The organism is Pseudomonas sp. E315 (assembly GCF_055406205.1).
On sequence record NZ_JBUZPJ010000002.1, the window covers coordinates 1 to 17,600 of the forward strand.

Consider the following 17,600-nt stretch of genomic DNA (forward strand, 5'->3'; position numbering starts at 1 on the left):
CGTCCGAATATGGCCCTCGGCGGCATCACCCCTAAACAGAAATTGGCCCTGGTGGCCTGACCTCTATTTCTGACGTGTATTAGAAATGGGGGGATTACCAAAGCAAAAAATCGGTTGGTAGTTATCTCAGGTTAACAGGCACCCAGATTGTGCCGGGGCCCCTGACGAATCTCCCTCGACACGGGACGAGTAACCCGCAGGAAATCGTTAGTGGCTGGGTTCCAAGGTTTGTTGACCACACTTGACCGGTTGACCCAGTTGACTCACCTAGGTGTTCACTATCAGCAACACATCCAGTGCCCTGCTGCGGGCCAAGACCCACCCCTCCTATTTTCTTCAATACCTTTCAATTTCAACGATTGAAACTTCAATAAGCTGGGTGCCCTGCTGCTAAAAAAATCCCGCGGGTTTCCTGCCCCGTGTAACTACAAAGCTCACAGGGTCCCCGGCACCTTATTAGGACTCAAGATCGGATGACCTCGGAAATCAAAACCCGGTAGGGCCCGCTCTAAATAGCCAACGGTGAGCGATTCTAAAATGGCTTTGGCATTAGGCAGCAGTGCATGTACCTCCCCCAGCGTGGGTGCTCTGTCCAACCGCTTGTCCTTCACCAGCTTAGCCAGCTCATGACGAAGACGATTAGCTGCCTGTTTTGGACCAATCCTCGCATAGACCGAATCTCTCACCAGAAATGTCGGGAACGCATCTTGGTAGACTTCAATCAACGCAGTCCAACGTGGGTCATGAAACTCTTTACCTACTAGTTCTTTCACTATTACAAACGCCTGCTTGTGCTTCTCTTGTGAAGCTTCCCAAGCGGCGGAGCTATCGGCCATGTACTGCGCATTCTGTTCGTCTTCAAGCTGACGACTACGGTTAATGCTGGCGAGGACCTCTTGTGCCTGGGTGATCAGTAAGGAGTCATTCGTAATGATTCCGACGTCCAAAGCAAGAAGAGCGGCGCCATGGGCGATGTCTTCGCTTTCGTAATCATCCTTGTCGTGCCGTTCGAAAGCGGCGAATCTAATTTGCAAAGCTTGGCTTACTGCCTGGTTGGAATGCATTGCTGAACACTCTTATCTTGATAATTGACAAGCGCCACACGGGCAGTGACCGGTTATAGCAGAACCGATCACCGGCGCAGCCACATTCGCTCATCCCTAAAAGCACGAGAGGGCCGCCATGCAGAAAAAACTCGACAGCTACAAAGGCCCGCTTTCCATTTCTCAAATAGCAAATGGAATGAACGCAGCATTACAAAACGCGGCACGGCTTACCAAGGATGCCAGACTGCTTCTTGATTCTGATCGGCTTCCGTCAGCTGTATCGCTAGCAATCCTATCCATTGAAGAAGCCGGAAAGATTTCAATTCTTCGCGGATTGGCCTTTGCCAAAAACGAGCAAGATCTGAAAGCGGAGTGGAGGAGATATCGGTCTCATACCAGCAAAAATCTAAAGTGGATTCTTCCACAACTGGTGGCAGCTGGAGCTCGATCTCTCGATAACATGCGCCCACTGTTTGGCGAGGAATCAGATCATCCACAGCTTCTGGATCAACTGAAACAAGTCGGTTTCTACACTGACTGTTTGGGGAGCAAAGCTCATTGGTCAATCCCGGATGAGGTCATCGACCTCGATCTGACAAAAATGCTCGTCAACACAGCAGAGACCTTAAGCTCCGGCGCTTTGACGACTGAGCGAGAGATCGCATTGTGGGTTGAGCATCTTGGGCCTGCTTGGAAGCAGAATGACCGACACATGAAGCAGGCTTTGGTCGATTGGTATGGAGCTATGCAAGCGGCAGGCTTGAAAGATGCCGGACCAAACAAAATGGAGCAGTTCGCTCTCGGTGGCATGGACAATTGACCTGTTCTCACGCCCAGCTCAGCCTTTTGTGTAGTACAGCACTTACGACTATGTATCCCTACCTGTATCCCTAACCGACAAATATCGCTACAGACCACGTTCTATATAGAACACACGAGTCTCCCTCGGGCACCATCTTAAAAAAAGACCTTGAAATTCAAGGTCTTTTTTTTCGCCTGTAGAAAAGTGAGTATTGTCGCCCAGCGGCACAACACAGGAACCTGCACCTTGGAAACGTCACTGGAGACTGTTGCCCTTTTCTCTTTGAAGTTGGCCTATGAGACAGAAGGTCAAAGCCCGATTCTGCGCGATGACTTAGTCATGGGTGACTATCAGAAAGACGTTTTTGCGTTGTTAGTACGTAATAGCGACGTCGAAGCCATTCAGCAAAAAGTCGCTGAGTGCATGAAGTTGGCCATGAACGCTTTAGGCGGCGAGGGCACGGTCATGGGGCGCGAGCTGCAAAAGCTGTCTACTGACGTCGACAACGCGCAAACCATTGCGCAGATGGCCGCCCCACTGGCTCTGCTCAAGGATTACTTGAAAGCCATTCAGTGATCATTGCGCCTGGAATGTTTCAAGGTAGGCCAGTAAGTTCTCGATTTTTTCCGGGTCGCTAATACCCCAAAAAATCATTCGTGTGCCGCTCACGACTTTCTTCGGCGCCTCGATGTAGGCGGCCAGCTTTTCCCGCGTCCAGACCACGCCTGAGTTTTTCATGGCGTCCGAGTATTGGTAGTCCTCAGTGGCGCCAGCAGGCCGCCCAATCACGCCCGTGAGCTGAGGGCCAAAACCACCCCGCGCATCCGGCCCAATGCTATGGCACCCGCCACAAGTTTTGCTGAATAACTTCGCGCCCGCCTCAGCATCACCCACCCCCGCAGCCGAGACGCTAAAGAGAGTGGCCGTGAGGGCCAGTGCGCTGGCCATTAAGGCGATGTGCTTCATTAGGGGGCGACTCCACTTCACGTTTTACATTCAGGTTCCGGCGGGGATTATGCCTGCTGGCCTGCACGCCTCCAAACACATGAAGTGACTTCTGCTTCTTACTCACCAGCGGCTAAGCAACGTGCTTGATGACCTGCTCGGTGAGCAATACTGCCGCGATGATGACCATCGCAACCCCCGACACGCGGCTGACATTTTTTGCGGCACTTGGCCGAGTTTGTAAAACCGCTTTGGCACCAAAGCCCACTAACAGATAGATCACGCCACAACTGAACGCATGCAGCGCGCCTAACGCGAAAATTTGCGTCGGGATAGACCACGTCGACAACGGGTCAGTAAATTGCGGCAACAGGGCCAAAAACAACAACAAGACTTTGGGGTTTAACCCACTGACACACAGCCCTTTCCAGGCACAGCGCGACCAGGAATCCGATGCCTGACCTACCCCCGACTCCGGCACGGGTGGATGCCTGAACATGCCGACGCCCAACCACAACAGGTACAAAGCCCCCGCCAAAGTGAGCACCGTCAAAATCATTGGATTGCGGCTCACCAGCCCTCCCACACCGGCCGCCACGATAACTGTGGCCAGCAAATGCCCCGAGAGCAAACCCGCCACGGCAGGCGTAACCAGACGCCCGCGCATCCCGGCAGAAATCGCATAGGCCCAGTCTGCGCCGGGCGTGATGATGAACAAAAACGACACCACCCAAAAGGCGGCCAAGACACTGAGAGTCATCGGATCTTTACCTTCTACGCTGCAAAAACGACGATTTTTTAAACAAACGAGCGGCGCGCGCCATGCCAGTAACAGCAAAGGCGGACAAGAGAAGAATAAGGAAATACTGCTAGGATTATCTTTCGTTTATCCCAATCAGCGTCCTACATAGAAGAAGGCTCTTCCAAATGGATCGAATAGACCGAAAGATTCTTGCTGAGCTGCACACGGACGGCAGACTCTCGCTCACCGAACTCGCAGATCGCGTAGGGCTGAGCCTTTCACCTTGCCATCGCCGCGTGCGGGCGCTCGAAGAGGCGGGTGTGATTCTGGGCTATCGAGCCGTATTGGCACCCAGTGAGTTAGGCCTGAATTTCTCGGCCATCGTTTTCGTGACGCTGCGCGAAGTGACTCGCCAAGCCATCGCAGACTTTGAAGCGGCGCTGCCTAATATTGCGCAGATCGTGAATGCACAACGGTTGTTCGGCGACCCGGATTACCTGCTGCATGTGATCACCAAAGACCTTCCCGCATTTCAACAACTCTACGATGAGCATCTAACCTCGCTACCCAGCGTGCAACGTCTGGTCTCAACCTTGGTGATGAAGCAAGTCATCCACGACCGCGTGCTCCCGCTCTAGCCGCACGAGGCAGCCTCTCCGCATGCTAATGCGCTTGATTAAGATAAACTGCGCCCCTCTCAACAATCGGCCAAGGCACGGCCCCTGCCAACGCTCATACAAGGACCGTAATGTTTAAGCTCCTCGCTCCCCTTATGCTCGCATCGCTCATGCTTGCGGGCTGCCAGTCAACCTCCCATGAACCCACACTCACGGCACAGCAAAAACAGGATCGCAAAAAAGCTCGCTCCCTGTTTGAAGCCAGACTTTCGTATGCGCTCAAACAAGCCGCTGATCCTGCCAACACGCAAGGGTTGAGTGGGGGATTCAACTTGTTGCTCACCGTTAACGACAAAAATGAAGTCATCGGCTGCGACACTCAGCCCACCAAATGGGTAGCACCGCAACATTTTCCTTACAACCCGCGCTTGGCCAAACAGCTGATGCCCATCTGCTGGACCACAGTACTCCCGGAAATACCCGCGTTCTTTTTCGACAAAAACAACCCAACACAGCAGGTCGTGGCACCGGTGCTGGTACACCCCTTGTTCGGCATGACTGCACAGAACACTGCTTTGCGTGCGGCCAAGCTTGAGGTGCAAGCCCAAAACGACTTTATGTTCAAACACCTGCTGGCCAATCAGCCCGTCGACAGCATCGGCATTGCCACGTTGCTTTTGATGACAGACAGCACAGGCCGCGTGCAGGAATGTGCCGCCAACCTGAGCCCTCACCCCTGGCGCCCAGAAGCGTTCAAGCAAAACGCGCCTTGGCTCGGTGACCTGATCAAGCAATGCAAACAACTGAATCTCAATGCTATGCCGGGCTTCTCGGCCAACCCCCAAGGCCTGACCAGCGTGGTCAAACAGGTGGAATACACCCCTTGGAAGGCCGGACTGAAAACCACGCCCGTTAAGTGCGACCCCGCTCAATCGCAAAGTTGCTCCAGGACTGACTGACAGGCATTAGCTCAAGGCTATTGATGTTGATGTGTGCCGGTTGGTTGAGCAGCCAGAAGATCGTTTCGGCAATATCTGCTGGCTGAATGGCTTGGGCACCCGCGTATAAAGCGTCGTATTTGCTCTGATCTCCGGCAAATCGCACCTGAGAAAATTCGCTCTCGCACAACCCTGGCTCAAGATTGGTCACGCGAACGCCAGTGCCTTGCAAGTCGCAACGCAGGTTCAGTGAAAACTGGCGCACAAAGGCTTTGCTCGCGCCATACACGTGGCTGCCGGGATACGGCCAATTGCCCGCAATCGACCCCAAGTTGACGATGCCCGCCCCTGCGCCGTGGGCAATCAAGCGCGGCAATAACAAGCGCGTGCTGTACAGCAAGCCCTTGATGTTGGTGTCGACCATAGTCTCCCAATCATCCAGCGAACACTGCTGCGCGGGCGTGGTGCCCAGTGCTAGCCCAGCGTTGTTGATCAACCCGCGCAAGCGGTTGAAGGTCGACGGTAGTTGTTCGATAGCCTGCTGCATGGCAACACGATCACGCACGTCAACGATCAGTGGTAGCACCTCGGTCTGTGCGCCAAGCTCATCGGCCAACGCTTGCAAACGCTCTGCCCGACGTCCGGTCAGCACCAACGCCCAACCTGCTGCCGCAAATCGTCGGGCACAGGCTTCACCAAAGCCGGATGTGGCGCCAGTGATAAAAACAGTCGCTTTCATACATCGCTCCTTTAACAATTCAGGACCACGCACGCCCCAACAGGCCTGCGCCTGCCAGCACCAGCAATAGCCATTGAGTAAAGCGGGCGGCTTGTTCGGGCTGAATGCGCAAAAACAATTGCTGCCCGATCCACAACCCAAGTAGCAACGCCGGCAGCATCAGCAACGCTTGCCAGCCCGTGTTGGCGGGGATCGCCCAAGCGCTTGCCAGCCCGACCAGCGCCGCAAGATCCACGGCGAAAAAAAACATAATCAGCGTTGCCCGCAACACGTGCGCCCGCAATCCGCAGTGGCTGAGCCAGGCCACCACTAAAGGCCCGCCAATGCTGAACGCGGCAATCAATGCGCCACTGCTGCCCCCCACCAACCATGCACCTGCGCGCCCCTCGCTCATCGGCAAGCGAATGCGTGCCAGGCCAAGAATCGCCAGCACCCCGACTAACAGGTAAACACCCACAGTCAGGCCGCCGCTGTCGATGCCAGTCAACAACCAAATCCCACAGGGCACGCCGCACGCGGCCGCCAGCACCAAGCGTCTGAGCAGCCGGTAATGCGCCGCACGCCAAGCACCGCGCAACAGCATCACGCTGGAGGCAACTTCTAAAATCAGCACCAGCGGCACGGCCTGTTTCAACGAGCCAAGCATCGCTAGCCCGACCACCGCAATCGCCGCAAAACCGAACCCTGTGAGCCCTCGCACCACAGCGGCAAGCAACACACACAGCGCGCTTAATGCCCAACTTGTTTCAAGGTTCATACGCGGCTCCGAAGTGCTCAGTGGCGCCACTTTAGTCAGGCCGGCACCCGCAGGTTTAGATCCAACCAGCGCTTTCGATGGTGCCAGAACTGGCTCTATCGAAAAGCTCATCTGGATCTAAGCCCTCGCCTTTACCGTGGCTAGGCTGCGAGCAACTGGCCGGTCTGGCCCCCTCAGGAGTGACACGCATGGCGACGAATCTGAATCACCAATGGATGCCTTTCACCGATAACCGCGAGTTCCAGCGTGCGCCGCAGTTGTTTGTCCGCGCCGAGGGCGTGCGCTACTGGAATGCTGAAGGACGCACGTTGCTTGATGGCAGCAGCGGTTTGTTTTGCTGCGCGGCAGGCCACGGCCGCACCGAGATTGCAGAAGCGGTATGCAAGCAGTTACTGACCCTGGATTTCACCCCTCATTTTCAGCGTGCTAGCCCTCTGTCCTTTGAACTGGCCGAACGCTTGAGCGAATTGTTGCCGACAGGTCTGAACAAGCTGTTTTTTACTAACTCCGGCTCCGAGTCAGTGGACAGCGCAATGAAGATTGCCCTTGCCTATCACCGTGCCCGAGGCGAAGCACAGCGCACGCGCTTTGTGTCTCGCGAATGGGCTTATCACGGGGTAAATTTTGGCGGCGTCGCACTGTCCGGGATGATGCGTAACCGGCAGGCATTCGCAACCGGCGGCTTACCTCACGTCAGCCATATGCGCCATACCTGGCAAGAAGACCAACGCTACCAATTAGGCCAGCCGCAGCAGGGTGAAGACTTGGCCAACGACCTGGAGCGGATCATCGCCATGCACGGTGGTGACAGCATTGCCGCCTGTTTCGTTGAACCCATCGCCGGGTCCATCGGGGTGTATGTGCCGCCTGTGGGCTACCTCAAACGCCTGCGCGACATCTGTGACAAACACGGCATTTTGCTGGTTTTCGATGAAGTTATTACCGGCTTCGGACGCACCGGCCAAGCGTTTGCAGCGCAAAGTTTCGAGGTAAAACCTGACCTCATCACTATGGCTAAAGCGTTAACCAACGGAGCCATTCCGATGGGGGCCGTGGCGGTCGACGAATCGGTTTATGACACTGTGGTCAATGCCAGCAAAGGCGCAGGCCCGGAGCTGTTTCATGGCTACACCTATTCTGGGCACCCAGTGGCCTGTGCGGCGGCATTGGCGTCGCTGGACATTTACCAAGACGAGGATTTGTTCAACAAAGGTGCACAGATGGCGCCTTATTTTCTGGAGTCCTTGAGCGCGCTGAAAGGCTTACCGCAAGTCAGCGACTTACGAGGTTACGGGCTGCTCAGCGGGATACAACTGACACCCGATCAAGCGCCGGGTGCTAAAGGCGCACGGGTTCAGCGAGCGCTGTACGAGGCTGGGCTACACGTAAAAACCACCGGTGATGCGATCATCTTCGCCCCCGCCCTGGTCACAGCCCGAGCCGATCTGGATTCGATGTTTGCAGTGCTCAAAGACACCCTTGGGCGTGAGGCTTTATAAACCGTCGAGCATTGCCCTCAAGCGCTTGAAGGCAGCGGCCACTTGATTGCCAAACAATCAAATGGCCGCGGCCCTTGGCTGCTCTTGCGGGTGTTGCGCAAGCTGCATCTGTCGCCAAGCCGCACCCAATGCTGCGATCCCCGGCTCGATCAGTTCCTCGGCAATCGCCCCGAACCCCAGCCGAAAACAGTTCAAGGGCCGCTTTTCACTCAAGTAGTGAATATCGCCCGGTTCTATCAGCACCCCATGTTTGGCGACCAGGCGCTGCAAAATCCACGCATCCACACCAACAGGGCAATTGACCCACAACGAAGACCCTCCCGCCATGCCACTGGCATGAAACTCGGGCAGGTGCTCAGCCATAGCACGGCTCATCACTCGCCATTTACGCGCCAGTCGGTCACGTAAACGTCGCGCATGAGCGTCGTAATACCCCATCGATAAAAACAGCGCCAAGGTTCGTTGGTTGTTCGATGGAGGGTGCCGATAAATGTAACGCCGCAACGCCCGCAACTCATGAATCAACTCCGCATCGGCCGCAATAAACCCCAGTCGCACACCCGGCAGCAGGCTTTTGGTCAGACTGCCCAGATAGATCACCCGCCCACTGTCATCAAAACTTTTGAGCGCCGGATGGTTGCTGCCCAAGAAGTTTTGCTCGTTTTCATAGTCGTCCTCGATGACTAATAAATCGCGTTCACGGGCGCTGGCCATCAGCTCCAGACGCCGATACAGCGGCATGGTCACGCCTGTGGGCGATTGATGGCTGGGGGTACAAAACACCATTTCGCAACCATCGAGCTGCTCATTGACCACTAACCCCTGACGGTCTATGCGCAGTGGTTTGAGTTCACAACCACTCAAACCAAAGATGTTGCGCGCATCCACATAACCAGGCTCTTCCAGGCCCATCACCAACCCCGGCCGCGCAAGCAATTGCGCCAGCATATACAGCGAGTTTTGGGTGCCGATGGTCACCAGAACTTCTTGGGGCGATACGCTGATGCCACGCTTGGGCAGCACGCGCGTGATGATTTGCTCAATCAACAACGGGTCATCGAGCATGACCTGATCATCGACCCAACTGCGCATATGCGCGCCAGTGCTGGCGATGCGCGAGCAGTCACGCCAGCGTGCCGCGGTTTGCTCGTCAGCCTCAACCTGCCCATAGATGAACGGGTAACGATATTCACGCCAATTACGCGGTTTGACGATAGCCCGCAACCTAGACGAACTGCTGTGCAGGCGTGCTTCCCAGTTTGGCGCGTGATCGCAGCGTTCAAAGAGTTGAGCCGTGGCCGGTTTAAGGCTGACGTTGAGTTGCTGACGCAGGTATTTCTCGTTGATGAAGTAGCCGCGTCGATCAGATGGGATCAAATAGCCATCCTGCACCAACTGCTCATAGACCAACACCACCGTGTTGCGTGACACCTTAAGCAGCTCACATAACTTGCGCGATGACGGCAATGGCTCGCTGGGCGGCAGTGCGCCGTCCAGAATTGCGCTGAGCAAGCTTTCGCGCAGTTGCTCCTGCAACCCACGCCCCGTTTCGAAGGGACGAAAATAGCGCTCCAACATAGTTCAGCCTCCTGACCCAACGCCCCGTTATGAAGCATCCAATGCGCTGTACCCCTCGGCCCATAAGGCTTGCATCGCCCTCTGGCACCACAAATTGCAGCAACTGGATCTAAAGCAAGCCGCGGGCCACCCCCTAAGATCGGGCTGACTTAAATAACGCCTTCCCTTCTCGGAGCCTCACCATGCTCAAGCCCCTGAATAAATGGATTCGTCGTGCTGTCTTGTTGCCGCTCACCGCTTTGACATTAGGCCTGACGGCCCATGCACAGGCGCAAACCGTCACCATCGGCGTGCAAAGCATGTTTGCCCCCTGGAAAGATGCCATCGCCCAGCAAGCCTTCGAGAAAGCCACCGGCTGGGATATTAAGTGGCGTAATTTCGACAGCGGCGGCGACGTGATGATGGCTATGGCTTCGGGAGACGTGCAGATCGGCGTGGCTGGCAGCAGCCCGATTGCAGCGGCCGTCAGTCGCGGAGTAGACGCGCAATTGTTCTGGATTCTCGACAACATCGCCGACGCCGAAGCGCTGGTGGTGCGTAACGGTAGCGGTATCGTTGCCCCACAGGATCTGGCGGGCAAAACCCTGGCTGTGCCGTTTGTTTCAACCACTCACTTTCACGCGCTGTTTGCACTGGAGCAATTCGGTCTGACGGGCAAGGTCAAGGTTATCAATCTGCAACCCTCGGACATTCCGGCGGCGTGGGAGCGCGGCGATATCGATGCGGCGTTTATCTGGGACCCGGCGCTGGGTCGCCTAAAACAAAGTGGCCATGTGCTGCTGACGTCCGGCCAATTGACCCGCTGGGGCAAGGCCACTTTTGACGGGCTGGTCGTGGATAAAACATTCGCCACCCAGAACGGCCCGGGCATGCAGGCTTTCACGCAAGTGCTGCAAGACAGCACCGCCAACTACGTGAATGCGCCCAACACCTGGACTGCCGATTCACAGTCAGTGATCAACGTATCCAAACAGTCGGGCGCAAAACCCGAAGAAGTGCCACCGGTATTGGCGCTGTACCAGTTCCCGCTTGCCCGCGAACAAGCCAGCGCAAGCTGGATGGGAGGTGGTGCGGCCAAAGCCCTGAGCGCCACGGCCGAGTTTTTGAAAGCACAAAAGAAAATCCCGGCGCTGCTGCCTGACTACAACGTGGCGATCAACCCGACGTTTGTGCAAAACACACAATAAGCCTCAACGCACTCTGCGATCACTACCCGAGGCTGCGCGCAATACATCGCAGCCGTCGCGGCTGCCACGCAGGCCAACTCTAATGCGAGGAATTAACCATGAGCCTCAGCCTTAAAATCCACGATGTTTCGGTGCTCTATCCAGGGCAGCAAAAAGGCCAGCCGGTAAGGGCCTTGTCCGGGGTCAATTTAGACATCGCCGCCGGGGACTTTGTGGTCGCTCTCGGTGCTTCAGGATGCGGTAAAACCACGCTGCTCAACTTAATGGCCGGGTTTATCCAGCCCAGCAGCGGGGTCATTACGCTGGGGGATTATCACGGCCAAGTGCCTGCTCATATCGACGGTGCCGAACTGCGCGATCAAGTCACGGGCCCAGGTGCAGAACGGGGCGTGGTGTTCCAAAAACACGCACTGCTGCCGTGGCTGAATGTCATCGACAACGTCGCTTTCGGCCTTAAATTGCGCGGTATCCCCAAACCTGAACGTTACGAGCGGGCCATGCACTTTTTGCAATTGACCGGGCTTGCCGAGTTCCGCAACCACGCCACGTATCAACTATCTGGCGGCATGCAACAAAGGGTCGGCATCGCCCGCGCCCTGACCAACGACCCCAAAATGTTACTGCTGGACGAGCCTCTCGGCGCGCTAGACGCCTTGACCCGCGAACGCTTGCAAGAGCTGATTCTGGAGATCTGGCAGCGCACGCAAAAGATGATGTTTTTTATAACTCATGACGTCGAAGAGGCGCTGTTCATGGCCACGCGCGTGATCATCATGTCGCCACGACCGGGGCGTATCACCCACGAGTTTGAGGTGGATTTCGGCCAGCGATTTCTCGCTTGCCGGGATGCACGCTCGGTCAAATCCAGCCCCGAATTTATTGCCCTGCGCGAGCAGATCCTGAGCATCATCCACGGTGATGAGGAGGCGGCGTAATGAGCCTTTTAGACGAAAAACAGCGCCATGCCGTGCTGCGAACGCTGAGCGAGCTACGCCGTGCCGCGCCCGCTAAACCCGGCGAGCAATACGGCGCCCCCGGCAATGGTTCAAGCCTGCTGCTCAGCTTTGGCACCGTGTGCGTGGTGTTTGCTCTGTGGTTCATGGCCACCAATCACGGCTGGATCAAACCGTTGTTTCTACCCTCTCCTCAAGCCGTGTGGGCGCAGATCATTGAAGTCAGCCGCGAAGGCTTTGCCGACGCCAGCCTGCTGACGCACATTGGCTGGAGCGCCTTAAGGGTGTTTGGTGCCTTTGCACTGGCGGTATTAACGGCGATTCCGGTGGGCATTTTGATGGGCGTCAATCGGGTGGCCCGGGGCGTGTTCGACCCACTGGTTGAGTTTTATCGCCCGTTGCCGCCGCTGGCATATCTGCCATTGGTCGTTATCTGGATGGGCATTGGCGAAAGCTCGAAAGTTTTGCTGATCTACCTCGCCATGTTCGCCCCGTTAGCACTGAGCGCACGGGCCGGGGTCAAGTCGGTGGCGATTGAACAAATCCACGCGGCCTATTCGATGGGCGCCAGCCGGGGCCAAGTGCTCAGGTACGTGATCATGCCGGCCGCCTTGCCCGAGATACTCACCGGAATGCGTATCGCCATCGGCTTTGGCTGGACCACCTTGGTGGCCGCTGAAATGGTGGCAGCCACTGCCGGGCTGGGCTTTATGGTGCTGACCGCCTCCAAGTTCATGGCCACCGATGTGGTGATCATGGGCATCTTGGTCATCGGTGTGCTGGCGTTACTGTTCGACTTGGGCATGCGCTGGTTGGAGCGCTCGTTGGTGCCGTGGAAAGGTCGGGGTTAGTGGGGCCGACATCTTCGCTGGCCAGTTGGCTCCCGCACACGGCGGGAACCGCCTGGCCCTTTATCGCACCAGGCCACGCAACAAAGTTTCTGTTTGTTCGCGCACGATTTTGATCAAGGTCGCATAACGCTCCGGGGTCAAGCTGTCCCAGCCCAGCGCCACGAGTGAGCTGGTGCGAGTCAGATGGAACGGCAGCAACTGCCCGGTCAGCGTCATGGAGCGCAGGATACATTCTTCATCGCTCACCCCCGGCCCTATCAGCCGCGAGATGATTCCGCTGGTCACGCTAATCAGGCGCTGGCCGATCTGCTGGCTGATTAACTCTTCGCCTGCGCTCGGCCCTAATCCCGCCTGCTCCCGTGCGTAAAACTTTCGCCAGCCATTGGTGCGGTTCGACACCAGCATGAATTCAGCGATTTTGCTCTGGATCGCACAGAAGGTTTCGATCAACTGCTCGGGGTCAGGCCGGCCACCCAACTGCGCCTGTGCCGCCTCAATGGTTGACGCCAAATAGCTCCAAATACGTTCCACCATGTACTCGGTGCAGGCGCGATACACCCCTTCCTTATTGTTGAAATAGTAATTGAGCGCAGGTGCATTGACCCCCGCCAACTCGGCAATGTCACGGGTCGAGGCGCCTTCATAGCCACGCTCGCCAAACAGGGTCAGCGCTGCTTCCACAATACGTGCGCTGGTTTCATCCCCACAGTTATAGCCGCCTTCGCTAGCGGGACGCCGCCGGTGAGTGCTGGTCATGGGTGCCTCCTTGATCGATGAAGACGCGAGTGTGCCTGAATTTATATCAGTTGACATAATTTTAACGATCGTAATAAATGTTACAACCGCTAACAATTGAGCACATCATGACTTCACATCAGCCGCTGGACGAATCGATCAAGGCCCGACACACGCGCCGGTCAGGTAAAACTCTGGTCTTGAGCCTGGCCGGGCTGGCTGCCGTGATTGGCGCAGCGGTATGGGGCGCGCACTGGTGGAGCGTCGGGCGGTTTATCGAAAGCACCAACGATGCCTATCTGCAAGCCGACAGCCTGACTGTTTCGGCCAAAGTGGCAGGCAGTGTGCGGGAGATCTACGTCAGCGATAACCAGACAGTCAGCGTCGGCCAGCCCTTGGTTCGTCTTGATGCCCGCCCGTACCAGGCCGCTCGGGAAAAGGCCGAAGCGGCCATTCGCGCCGCCGAGGCCGATATCGCCCGGGGCGAAGCGGAACTGGCTCAGCACTACGCCTCCATTGCCCAAGTGCACGCGCAACTGGACGGTGAAAGCGCCAACGAGCAGTACGCCGCCGCACAAGTAAAACGCTACACGCCATTGGCCGCGAGCGGGGCCGAAACCCAGGAGCGCATGGCCGAATTGCGCAACGCCTTGCAACAGGCCAGTGCCCGGCGGGCAGCCCAAGCTGGGGCTCTAGACGTTGCCCGGCGCCAGTTGCAGACCCAGCAAGCGGCCATCGAACAGGCCCGAGCACAATTGGCCAGCGCACAGGCCAGTACCCGGCAAACTCGACTCGACGAACAGGACACCGTGGTTTACAGCACTCTGGCCGGGCGGGTGGGCAGCCGCTCAGTACGCTTGGGGCAATACCTGCAACCCGGCACCCGACTGATGAGCATTGTGCCGCTGGACGAGGTGTACCTGAGCGCCAACTTCAAGGAAACCCAGATCGAACGCATGCACCCCGGCCAGTCGGTCGCAGTGCATATTGATGCTTGGCCGGGTGTGATCTTCCACGGCACAGTGCAGAGCTTGTCCCCCGGTACCGGTTCGCAATTCGCCCTGCTGCCCTCGAACAATGCCACCGGCAATTTCACCAAGATCGTGCAGCGGGTGCCCGTGAGGATCAGCCTGCACGACGACCCCGATACCCGTATCGAATTGTTGCCGGGGCTCTCGGCCACGGTCGAGGTCGACACCCGTAGCCACGCGGCCCAGCCTCGTGGCTAGCGCGGCGGCTGCCCCCGCAGCGTTGAACCCGCCACGGGTAAATGCCAGCACCGGCGACTGGATCGTGGTGTTGGCCGGCGCATTGGGGGCGTTAATGGCCACCCTGGATATCTCTATCACCAACTCGGCCCTGCCACAGATCCAGGGCCAAATCGGCGCGTCGGGCACCGAAGGCACGTGGATTTCCACCGGCTACCTGATGGCCGAAATCGTCATGATCCCGCTGACTGCATGGCTGACGCGGGTGTTCGGATTACGCAATTTCCTGATCGGCAACGCGATCCTGTTCAGCCTGTTTTCGATCCTCTGCGGCATCAGCGAAACCTTGCCGCAAATGGTTGTCGGACGCCTTGGCCAAGGCTTTGCTGGCGGTGCCATGATTCCCACCGCTCAAGTGCTGGTCGCCACGCGCCTGCCCCGCCATCAAATGCCGGTGGGCATGACCCTGTTCGGGCTGATCGTACTGCTCGGGCCACTGCTGGGCCCGGTACTGGGCGGCACCCTGACGGAAAACTTCAGCTGGCGCTGGTGCTTTTTCCTGAATATTCCGGTGTGTGCGTTGTTGCTGGTGATGCTCACCGGCCTGAACAGAAGCGCGTGTGACTGGCAGGCGTTTTTCAAGGCTGATTGGCTGGGAATCATCGGCCTCACGGTGGGCCTCAGCGCACTGACCGTGGTGCTGGAAGAGGGCAATCGTGAACGCTGGTTCGAGTCCTCCCACATCATCGCTCTGAGTCTGTTGGCGATGGCAGGCATTGCCTTGCTGCTGGTGGCGCAAAAGCGCTCAAAAGCCCCCATCGTGCGGCTACGCTTGTTGCTCAACCCGCGCTTTGCCAGCGTGATCGCCATTGTGTTTGTGGTCGGCTGCGGGCTGTACTGCGTAGCCTTTGTGCTGCCGCAGTTTCTGAGCAATATCGCCGGTTTTAACGCTCAGCAATCGGGCGCGGTCATGCTGATGTCGGGGTTGCCGGCCTTCTTGATGATGCCAGTCTTGCCACGCCTGATCGGCCGCGTGGACACACGGGTAATGGTCATGATCGGCCTGGGCTGTTTGGCCAGCAGTTGTTTTGTGGCCATGGGCCTGACCGCCGACAGCGTGGGTGACAACTTCACCCACAGCCAGTTGCTGCTGGGGCTGGGTCAGGTGCTGGCAATGATGCCGCTCAACCAAGCATCCATGAGCTGCGTGCCGCCCCATGAAGCCGGCGAGGCGGCTGGCATCTACAACATGGCGCGCAACCTAGGCGGCTCGGTAGGGCTGGCCCTGCTGGGAACCTTTATCGAGCGCCGCTCCAGTTTCCACGACGACACCTTGCGCGATGCCGTGAGCGTGCAATCAATCGAGGCACAGAACCAGCTGGCGGCGTCCACCCAAGGCTTCTTTGCCGAGCACGGCGACTTCGCCCACGCCCAACTTCAGGCCTTGAGCCAACTGGCCGGGCAGATCCAGGTGCAGGCACACGTGCTGACGTACAGCGAAACCTTTTACGTGCTCGGCATCGCGCTGTTGCTGTGCCTGCCCCTCAGTTTATTTCTGAAAAAACCGCCTGCCGGTACGCCCTTGAGCACAGGACACTGACCATGATCGCCTTCAAACCCTTGAGCCTGCTGTGCCTGCTTTTATTGGCAGGTTGTACCTTGGGCCCGGACTACCACAGCGCCCCCGACAGCCACGTACAGGGCAAGGCGTTTACACGCTTGGCTCCCGGCACGCAGGCGCAAGCCCCACAATTGGCGCAGTGGTGGCTGGCGCTCAACGACCCCGCACTTGAGCGCTTGATCGACAGCGCCCTGCGCCACAGCCCTGACTTGCACGCTGCCCGTGCCCGCCTGCGCCAGGCCCGTGCCGGGCTGTCTGAAAAACGTAGCGACCTGATGCCCAAAAGCTCAGCCACCGCTGCGGCGCTGTACTCCGGCTCGGGCGACAACTCTACCGCGGCTACGCACCTGTATCTGGGCGGTTTTGACGCCAGTTGGGAGCTGGATTTGTTCGGCGGCACCCGGCGCGCCATCGAAGCCGCCAGCGCCGAAGCCGAGGCGGTCGGCGCCGATCTGGCTGATGCTCATGTGCAACTGGCCGCCGAGGTGGGGCAGGCCTATATCGGCTTGCGCGATCAGCAACAGCGGCTGCGCATAGCCCGTCAGTCCGAAGCCCTTGAACGCCAGTTGTTGGACTTCACCGAGCAACGTCTGGCCCAAGGCACTGCTTCGCAACTGGACAAGGAGCGCATCGCCACCCAAGTCGAAACCACCCGTGCAGCCTCCATCGCCCTGGAGCTGGAGGTGATCGAGTCCCTTGATGAGCTGGCCCTGCTCAGTGGCCAGCCGCCCGGCGCAGTGGATGCTGCTCTGGGTCAGGCGGCTGACCTGCCCGCCCTACCCGCCACAGTCAACATTGGCGACCCTGCGCTGCTCCTGCAGCAGCGCCCGGACATCCGCGCTGCCGAGCGCCGTCTGGCGTCCAGCACGGCGCAAATTGGTGAGCGCAAGGCAGCGGCCTTTCCCAAGGTCAGCCTCTTTGGCTCCCTGAGTTTCAGCGCCAGTGAACCCGGGCATTTGTTGCGCAAAGACAACCTCAGTGCCCTGGGCGTGCCTTACCTGCAATGGAACTGGCTGGATTTTGGCCGCGTACAGGCCCAAGTCGAGCAGGCCGAGGCTGGACGTGACGAAGCCGGGGCCAATTACCGAGCCAGCGTACTCAATGCCTTGCGCGATGCCGATGTGGCACTGGCTCGCTATGGCAACGAGCGCCAGCGCCGGGCCACTTTGGGGCGGGTCGAAACCAGCGCCGTACGCGCCTCGCAACTGACCGAGCAACGCTACCGTGCTGGCACCAGCAGCGTGCTTGAGTGGCTGGACGCCGAACGCACCCGCTACCACGCAGAACAAGACCGGGTTCACAGTGACGGTCAGTTGATCAAGGACTACATAGCACTGCAAAAGAGTCTTGGGTTAGGGTGGCAACCCCCGACCGCGCTCTAG

General features: G+C 57.9%; 18 protein-coding genes. 11 read left to right on the forward strand and 7 right to left on the reverse strand.

Annotated features, from left to right (window positions below):
• Positions 1-434 precede the first annotated feature (434 nt).
• Positions 435-1,064 (reverse strand): hypothetical protein, encoded by a 630-nt coding sequence (locus tag ACZRJQ_RS03300; RefSeq protein ID WP_463954987.1) that lies wholly within the window; start codon positions 1,062-1,064, stop codon positions 435-437.
• A 118-nt stretch (positions 1,065-1,182) separates the two neighbouring features.
• Between ACZRJQ_RS03300 and ACZRJQ_RS03305 the strand changes: the two genes are divergently transcribed.
• Both ACZRJQ_RS03305 and ACZRJQ_RS03310 read left to right on the forward strand, forming a co-directional pair.
• On the forward strand, positions 1,183-1,866 hold the full coding sequence (locus tag ACZRJQ_RS03305; RefSeq protein ID WP_463976997.1) for an AbiV family abortive infection protein: 684 nt from the start codon (positions 1,183-1,185) through the stop codon (positions 1,864-1,866).
• Positions 1,867-2,094: 228 nt separating this feature from the next.
• Complete coding sequence (locus ACZRJQ_RS03310; protein ID WP_463976998.1) at positions 2,095-2,424, forward strand: hypothetical protein; 330 nt, start codon at positions 2,095-2,097, stop codon at positions 2,422-2,424.
• Here the strand turns inward: ACZRJQ_RS03310 and ACZRJQ_RS03315 are convergent, their stop codons facing one another.
• Together ACZRJQ_RS03315 and ACZRJQ_RS03320 are read right to left on the reverse strand one after the other, a co-directional pair.
• Positions 2,425-2,814, reverse strand: a complete 390-nt coding sequence (locus ACZRJQ_RS03315; protein WP_463976999.1) for a c-type cytochrome — start codon at positions 2,812-2,814, stop codon at positions 2,425-2,427.
• Between the two features lie 112 nt (positions 2,815-2,926).
• On the reverse strand, positions 2,927-3,553 hold the full coding sequence (locus tag ACZRJQ_RS03320) for a LysE family translocator (RefSeq protein WP_463977000.1): 627 nt from the start codon (positions 3,551-3,553) through the stop codon (positions 2,927-2,929).
• Between the two features lie 167 nt (positions 3,554-3,720).
• On the opposite strand from ACZRJQ_RS03320, the gene ACZRJQ_RS03325 reads away from it, so the two are divergent.
• Together ACZRJQ_RS03325 and ACZRJQ_RS03330 are read left to right on the forward strand one after the other, a co-directional pair.
• Complete coding sequence (locus tag ACZRJQ_RS03325) at positions 3,721-4,173, forward strand: Lrp/AsnC family transcriptional regulator (protein ID WP_463977001.1); 453 nt, start codon at positions 3,721-3,723, stop codon at positions 4,171-4,173.
• Positions 4,174-4,283: 110 nt separating this feature from the next.
• Positions 4,284-5,111, forward strand: a complete 828-nt coding sequence (locus tag ACZRJQ_RS03330; RefSeq protein ID WP_463977002.1) for a hypothetical protein — start codon at positions 4,284-4,286, stop codon at positions 5,109-5,111.
• On the opposite strand, the gene ACZRJQ_RS03335 is transcribed toward ACZRJQ_RS03330, so the two are convergent.
• Positions 5,065-5,829, reverse strand: a complete 765-nt coding sequence (locus ACZRJQ_RS03335) for an SDR family oxidoreductase (RefSeq protein ID WP_463977003.1) — start codon at positions 5,827-5,829, stop codon at positions 5,065-5,067. The genes ACZRJQ_RS03330 and ACZRJQ_RS03335 overlap by 47 nt on opposite strands.
• Before the next feature lie 19 nt (positions 5,830-5,848).
• On the reverse strand, positions 5,849-6,586 hold the full coding sequence (locus tag ACZRJQ_RS03340; RefSeq protein ID WP_463977004.1) for a sulfite exporter TauE/SafE family protein: 738 nt from the start codon (positions 6,584-6,586) through the stop codon (positions 5,849-5,851).
• A gap of 188 nt (positions 6,587-6,774) precedes the next feature.
• Here ACZRJQ_RS03340 and aptA point away from each other — a divergent pair, with 188 nt between their 5' ends.
• The gene (aptA, locus tag ACZRJQ_RS03345; protein WP_463977005.1) at positions 6,775-8,085 is read left to right on the forward strand and encodes an omega-aminotransferase AptA; all 1,311 of its coding nucleotides are present in this window, start codon (positions 6,775-6,777) and stop codon (positions 8,083-8,085) included.
• A gap of 57 nt (positions 8,086-8,142) precedes the next feature.
• Here the strand turns inward: aptA and pdxR are convergent, their stop codons facing one another.
• The gene (gene pdxR, locus ACZRJQ_RS03350; RefSeq protein ID WP_463977006.1) at positions 8,143-9,663 is read right to left on the reverse strand and encodes a MocR-like pyridoxine biosynthesis transcription factor PdxR; all 1,521 of its coding nucleotides are present in this window, start codon (positions 9,661-9,663) and stop codon (positions 8,143-8,145) included.
• 182 nt (positions 9,664-9,845) lie between these two features.
• On the opposite strand from pdxR, the gene tauA reads away from it, so the two are divergent.
• From tauA to ACZRJQ_RS03365, 3 genes are all read left to right on the forward strand, one after another.
• Positions 9,846-10,850, forward strand: a complete 1,005-nt coding sequence (tauA, locus tag ACZRJQ_RS03355) for a taurine ABC transporter substrate-binding protein (protein WP_463977007.1) — start codon at positions 9,846-9,848, stop codon at positions 10,848-10,850.
• A gap of 98 nt (positions 10,851-10,948) precedes the next feature.
• Positions 10,949-11,785: a taurine ABC transporter ATP-binding protein gene (locus tag ACZRJQ_RS03360; protein ID WP_463977008.1), complete on the forward strand. Its 837-nt coding sequence runs from the start codon at positions 10,949-10,951 to the stop codon at positions 11,783-11,785.
• Positions 11,785-12,654, forward strand: coding sequence for an ABC transporter permease subunit (locus ACZRJQ_RS03365; RefSeq protein ID WP_463977009.1), 870 nt, complete (start codon positions 11,785-11,787; stop codon positions 12,652-12,654). Before ACZRJQ_RS03360 ends, ACZRJQ_RS03365 begins: the two co-directional genes overlap by 1 nt.
• A 60-nt stretch (positions 12,655-12,714) precedes the next feature.
• Here ACZRJQ_RS03365 and ACZRJQ_RS03370 read toward each other — a convergent pair whose 3' ends face one another.
• A complete protein-coding gene (locus ACZRJQ_RS03370) occupies positions 12,715-13,410 on the reverse strand; it encodes a CerR family C-terminal domain-containing protein (RefSeq protein ID WP_463977010.1) in 696 nt (231 codons plus the stop codon).
• A 107-nt stretch (positions 13,411-13,517) separates the two neighbouring features.
• Here ACZRJQ_RS03370 and ACZRJQ_RS03375 point away from each other — a divergent pair, with 107 nt between their 5' ends.
• From ACZRJQ_RS03375 to ACZRJQ_RS03385, 3 genes are read left to right on the forward strand one after another with little or no spacing between them, the layout of a single operon-like run.
• The gene (locus ACZRJQ_RS03375) at positions 13,518-14,618 is read left to right on the forward strand and encodes an HlyD family secretion protein (protein WP_463977011.1); all 1,101 of its coding nucleotides are present in this window, start codon (positions 13,518-13,520) and stop codon (positions 14,616-14,618) included.
• Positions 14,611-16,197 (forward strand): DHA2 family efflux MFS transporter permease subunit, encoded by a 1,587-nt coding sequence (locus ACZRJQ_RS03380; protein ID WP_463977012.1) that lies wholly within the window; start codon positions 14,611-14,613, stop codon positions 16,195-16,197. The genes ACZRJQ_RS03375 and ACZRJQ_RS03380 overlap by 8 nt, the downstream gene beginning before the upstream one ends.
• A gap of 2 nt (positions 16,198-16,199) precedes the next feature.
• Entirely contained in the window at positions 16,200-17,600 is a 1,401-nt protein-coding gene (locus ACZRJQ_RS03385; protein WP_463977013.1) for an efflux transporter outer membrane subunit, read from the forward strand.